This window comes from Bradyrhizobium liaoningense (genome assembly GCF_018130785.1).
Taxonomy (GTDB): Bacteria; Pseudomonadota; Alphaproteobacteria; order Rhizobiales; family Xanthobacteraceae; genus Bradyrhizobium; species Bradyrhizobium liaoningense_A.
In genome coordinates this window covers 1-5,531 of sequence record NZ_JAFCJT010000053.1, presented here as the reverse complement: position 1 = coordinate 5,531, position 5,531 = coordinate 1, and the positions used below count along the sequence as shown (strand labels likewise).

Below are 5,531 nucleotides of genomic sequence, written 5' to 3'. Positions count from 1 at the left end.
CAGCCACAAAATGCTCCAGGCGAGGTGGAATAACGACTTTCTCCTCTCCGTCCTTGCCCATATGCGATAGCCCTACCCCTCCAGGGGAGGGTAAGAAAGTTCACACCTTCTTCGCTTCCACCGCCATCCGCACTGCAAGCCCGGCCAGCACCGTGCCCATCAGCCAGCGCTGCACCAGCATCCAGCTCGGCCGGCTCGCCAGAAACAATGCGATCGATCCAGCCGCGAGTGCGATCATTGCATTGACGCTGACACTGATCGCGATCTGGATCGCCCCCAACACCACCGACTGCGTCAGCACGCTGCCGGCGGTGGGATCGATGAACTGCGGCAGCAGCGCCAGATACAGCATCGCGATCTTCGGATTGAGCAGATTGGTGACAAAACCCATCGCGAACAATTTGCGCGGGCTGTCGATCGCGAGCTGCTTCACCTGGAACGGCGAACGTCCGCCCGGCTTCACCGCCTGCCAGGCCAGCCACAGCAGATAGCCTGCGCCGGCGAAACGCAGCGCGTCATAGGCAAAGGGAATGGCGAGCAAAAGCGCCGTGATGCCGAACGCCGCGCACAGCATGTAGAACACGAAGCCGAGCGCCACGCCGCCGAGCGAGACGATGCCGGCGGCCGGCCCCTGCGTGATCGAGCGCGAGATCAAATAGATCATGTTCGGCCCCGGCGTGAGCACGAGACCGAGGCAGACGAGGGCGAAGCCGAGCAGGGCGGAGGTGTGGGGCATGGGTGAACCGGTGCGGGAGACGGCACGGTTCTAATATGGGCCGCGCGGCGGAGCCATCACGCAATTGCACGGAGGACAATTCGATTCCCGCATCTCACCCCAACGCCGTCCCCGCAAAAGCGGGCCCATACCTCAGGCGGAAGTTTTGGCGCGAGATCGTGAAGGAAGAGATCAATGCGCCTCGTCCCAATTGTTCGCCGCGCGTGCGTCGACATGCAGCGGCACTGACAGCAGCACCGCCGGGAACGGCGCGTCCTGCATCACGTGCTGCACCACCGGCAGCGTCGCCTCGACTTCCGCGTCAGGCACCTCGAAGATCAGTTCGTCGTGTACCTGGAGCAGCATCTGCGCCGACAGCTTCTTCTCGGCCAGCGCATCCTCCATCCGCGTCATGGCGCGGCGGATGATGTCGGCGGCGGTGCCCTGGAGCCGCGCGTTGATCGCGGCGCGCTCGTTGAACGCGCGCACCGAGGCGTTCGAAGCCTTGATGTCGGGATAGTACATCTTCCGGCCAAACAGCGTGGTGACATAGCCCTGGCTCCGGCAGAAGTCGCGCGTCTCGTCCATGTAGGCGCGGATGCCGGGGAAGCGCTCGAAATACTTCTTGATGTAGGCGGAGGCTTCCTCGCGCGCGATGCCGAGCTGGTTGGCGAGGCCGAATGCCGAGATGCCGTAAATGATGCCGAAATTGATCGCCTTGGCGCGACGGCGGATTTCACTCGGCATGCCCTCGATCGGGACGCCGAACATTTCGGAGGCCGTCATCGCGTGAATGTCGAGCCCGTCCTTGAACGCCTGCTTGAGGACGGGAATGTCGGCGATCTCGGCGAGCAATCTCAGCTCGATCTGGGAATAGTCGGCGGAGACGAGCTTGTGCCCGGGCGTCGCGATAAAGGCGCGGCGGATCTTTCGCCCGTCCTCGGTGCGCACCGGAATGTTCTGCAAATTCGGCTCGTTCGACGACAGCCGGCCCGTCGTGGTCGCGGCCAGCGCGTAGGTGGTGTGGACGCGGTGGGTCTGCGGGTTGACGTAGGTCGGCAGCGCGTCGGTATAGGTCGATTTCAGCTTCGAGACCTGGCGCCACTCCAGGATCTTCTTTGGAAAGTCGTGGCCCTGCTCGGCGAGCTCGTCGAGCACCTGCGCGGTGGTCGACCACGCGCCGGTCTTGGTCTTGGTGCCGCCGGACAGTCCCATCTTGCCGAACAGGATGTCGCCGATCTGCTTGGGGCTGCCGACATTGACGGGCTCGCCCGCGATCTCCTGGATCTCGGCTTCGACGCGCGCCGCGGTCTGGGCGAAGTCGCCTGATAGACGCGACAGGACCTGGCGGTCGATCGAGATGCCGCGCCGCTCCATGCGGGCGAGCACCGACACCAGCGGCCGCTCCAGCGTCTCGTAGACGGCGGTCATGTGCTCGGCGACGAGCCGCGGCTTCAGCACGCGCCACACGCGCAAGGCCATGTCGGCGCCTTCCGCCGACAGCGGTGCGGCCTTGTCGATCGGCACCTGGTCGAAGGTGATCTTGCCCTTGCCGCTGCCGAGCAGCTCGCTCTCCTTCAGCATGGCGTGGCCGAACCAGCGCTCGGACAGCGAGTCCAGTTCGTGCGAGCCGCGGCCGGCGTCAAGCACATAGGAGATCAGCTTCGCATCGTCGGTGTTGCGCAAGGTGATGCCGTGCTGCGCCAGCATCACGGCGGCGAATTTGACGTCGAAGCCGATCTTGAGGATGCCCGCCGATTCCAGCACCGGCCGCAGCGCCTGAATCGCGTCGTCATGCTTGACCTGATCGGGCGCGAGGCCAGCATCGAACAGGCCCGCGCCCCCTCCGGACTGCTTGTGCGCCAGCGGCAAATAGCTGGCCTCATTCGGCGCCACTGCCAGCGCGACGCCGCAGAGATCGGCCTGCATCGGGTCGATGGAGTTTGCCTTGATCTCGATCGCGACATGGCCCGCATCATGGATGCGCGCGATGAAGGCATTGAGCTCGGCGAGCGTCTTGACGGTCTGGTACTTGGCCCGGTCGATCGGGAGCTTGCGCAACGCCTCTTCTCGCGCCGCCGCGAGCGAGATCGGCGCGCCCTTGGCGCTAGCCGATTTGTCACCCTTATCGCCGCCCTTTGCGATGGCCGCAGGGGCAGTGAAGAGGTCGCCGGAGGTCTCCGACGATTTTGCCTTCGCACCGTCGCCGCCTCTCGCGCCGCTGCTGTTCGACGCATCGGCATCGACATTGGCGGGATCGATCTGCGAATAGTCGGCGACGCGGCGCGTCAGCGTGGTGAATTCCATCGCCTTCAGGAACGCGATCAGCTTGCGTGCGTCCGGTTCGTGGACGGCGAGGTCATCCAGCGGCACCTCCAGCTCGACCTTGTCGTCGAGCAGCACCAGCTGGCGCGAGATCCGCGCCTTCTCGGCGTTCTCGATCAGTGCCTCGCGCCGCTTCGGCTGCTTGATCTCGGTGGCGCGAAACAGGAGTTGATCGAGGTCGCCATATTCGACGATCAGCTGCGCGGCGGTCTTGATGCCGATGCCCGGCACACCTGGCACGTTGTCGGTGGAATCGCCGGCCAGCGCCTGCACCTCGACCACCTTCTCCGGCGGCACGCCGAACTTCTCGATCACCTCGGGGATGCCGATGCGGCGATCCTTCATGGTGTCGTACATCATGATCTTGTCGTTCACGAGCTGCATCAGATCCTTGTCGGAGGACACGATGGTCGTGTGGGCGCCGCGGTCGGATGCCTGCCGCGCGTAGGTCGCGATCAGATCGTCGGCCTCGAAGCCACCCTGTTCCAGGCAGGGCAGGTCGAAAGCGCGGACAGCCTCGCGGATCAGCGTGAATTGCGGAATGAGATCGTCAGGCGCCGGCGGCCGGTGCGCCTTGTACTCGGGATAGATCTTGTTGCGGAAGGTCACTTCCGACTTGTCGAACACGATGGCGAGATGCGTCGGCCGGTTGTCGGCGGGCATGTCGCGCAGCAGCTTCCACAGCATGTTGCAGAAGCCGAGTACGGCATTGACCTGCAAGCCGTCGGACTTCCGGTTCAGCGGCGGCAGCGCGTGATAGGCGCGGAAGATGTAGCCGGAACCGTCGACCAGGAAGATGTGGTCGCCCTTGCCGGCCGCCTTCGCCGCAACCGGTTTGGCAGCAGCTGTCGCAGTGGATCGGGTGTCGGCTTTGGTGGCGGTCTTCGGGGAGGTTTTGGGCATGGCCGCAATGTATGAATTTTTGCGGGCTTTGACAGCCTTGGGAGGGGGATTTTTGGCTTGCTGACGCCACTATCCCCACTGTCATTCCCCGCATCCCAGCTGTCATTCCCCGCGAAGGCCGGGAATCCAGTACGCCGCGGCTTATCCGTATACGACTGCTGCCTCTGGAATACTGGACGCCCCGCCTTCGCGGGGCATGACAGCTACTCCGCCGCCTGCAACCGCGCTCCCGCCTTCTTCGGTGCGATCCAGAACGTCTCCGGCCGTTCGAACAGGAAGCGGGCATTGAGCCGCATCGCGGCCTGCCAGATTACCAGCGATCCGATCACGCCGACGATCGTGACGATCAGCGACACCGTGCCGATGTCAGGGATGATGCCGGTGCGCAGCAGCAGCGTTCGTGTCGCCGCCATCGGCAGGAAGAAGGCGAGGTAGATCACGATCGAATGCTCGCCGCAGAAGCGGAAGAAGTTGAGCCACTGCGCGCGCGCAAGCAGCGTGCCCATCGTGATGATGGCGCAGGCGCCGGCGAAGCCGAGCACGAGCGAGACGATCTTCCATTCGCTGGCGCCGAACGCGACGAGGCCCGCATTGACCAGCGCCCAGGTCGCAAGTGCGGCCAGCGCGAACGCGGGATGGTTGCGCGCGCGATCGGACAGCGCGAACACGTAAGGAGCGAACAGATATCCCGAATAGAAATAGACGAACCGCGCGCAGAATTCGTCGATCGCGGTCCAGCCGGTCGAGATGCGCGCCGTCTCCAGCGCGGCAGCGATGAGCCAGATCGCCAGCGGCGGGACTCGCCGTGTCAGTTTTGTGACGACGAAGAAGATCGGCAGCAGGTAGATGAACCAGAGCGTCCCGAATGGCTCGACGAAGGATTCCAGATACAGCAGGCCGGCCTCGCGCCAGCTCGTCTCCGCCGCGAATGCGGGCGCCTTGAAGCCGAACTGGATTGTCACCCAGACGACATAGAAATAGGCGAAATGCACCACCTTGCGGTCGAGATAGGTTCGCCAGTCCCGGTCGATCACCAATGGCAGGAACAGGCCCGAAATCAGGAAGAAATCCGGCATTCGGAACGGCTTTGCGAAGGCCACGGCGACATGCATGAAACCGGTCTGGCCGGCGGCGAGCTCCACCCCCAGCACCGAGTGCATCATCACCACCATGACGATGCAGATGCCCTTGGCATAGTCGACCCAGTCGACACGTGCGGCGGCGGGGGCCTTGGAAAGCCCGCTCGCGGCGATTGTGCCTGATAATGCCATGGTGTCCCGTTTCGAGGCGCGGTCCGCCCGGCTCTGTGCGGGCGTGGTGCAGTGTGAAGCCTTGCGGTTTACGATTTCTTTACCGGTACAATTCGCGTGCCGGTTTTTGCATCCGGACTGTTCTCCCCCCTCGGGAAAATGCTAAACCGCCCGAGTTGGGGTTTTGTTAACCAAGCTGGAACAGGGTTTTTCATGCGAATCGCAATGATCGGAACGGGCTATGTGGGGCTGGTGTCCGGAGCCTGCTTTGCGGATTTCGGTCACGACGTCACCTGCGTCGACAAGGACGAGAAGAAGATCGCGGCGCTTCATCGCGG

4 protein-coding genes are annotated in these 5,531 nt (G+C 63.8%); 1 reads left to right on the top strand and 3 read right to left on the bottom strand.

All coding sequences use genetic code 11. The features are described 5' to 3' along the window. Window positions 1-100 precede the first annotated feature (100 nt). From JQ627_RS38775 to JQ627_RS38765, 3 genes are all read right to left on the bottom strand, one after another. Window positions 101-736, bottom strand: a complete 636-nt coding sequence (locus JQ627_RS38775) for a LysE family translocator (protein WP_038933366.1) — start codon at window positions 734-736, stop codon at window positions 101-103. A 171-nt stretch (window positions 737-907) separates the two neighbouring features. After that, window positions 908-3,943, bottom strand: coding sequence for a DNA polymerase I (gene polA / locus JQ627_RS38770; RefSeq protein WP_212489582.1), 3,036 nt, complete (start codon window positions 3,941-3,943; stop codon window positions 908-910). A 203-nt stretch (window positions 3,944-4,146) separates the two neighbouring features. Then, entirely contained in the window at window positions 4,147-5,214 is a 1,068-nt protein-coding gene (locus tag JQ627_RS38765) for an acyltransferase family protein (RefSeq protein WP_212489581.1), read from the bottom strand. A gap of 192 nt (window positions 5,215-5,406) precedes the next feature. On the opposite strand from JQ627_RS38765, the gene JQ627_RS38760 reads away from it, so the two are divergent. Next, window positions 5,407-5,531 (top strand): NAD-binding protein (locus JQ627_RS38760; RefSeq protein WP_212102385.1); only part of this gene is annotated, 125 nt, incomplete at its 3' end.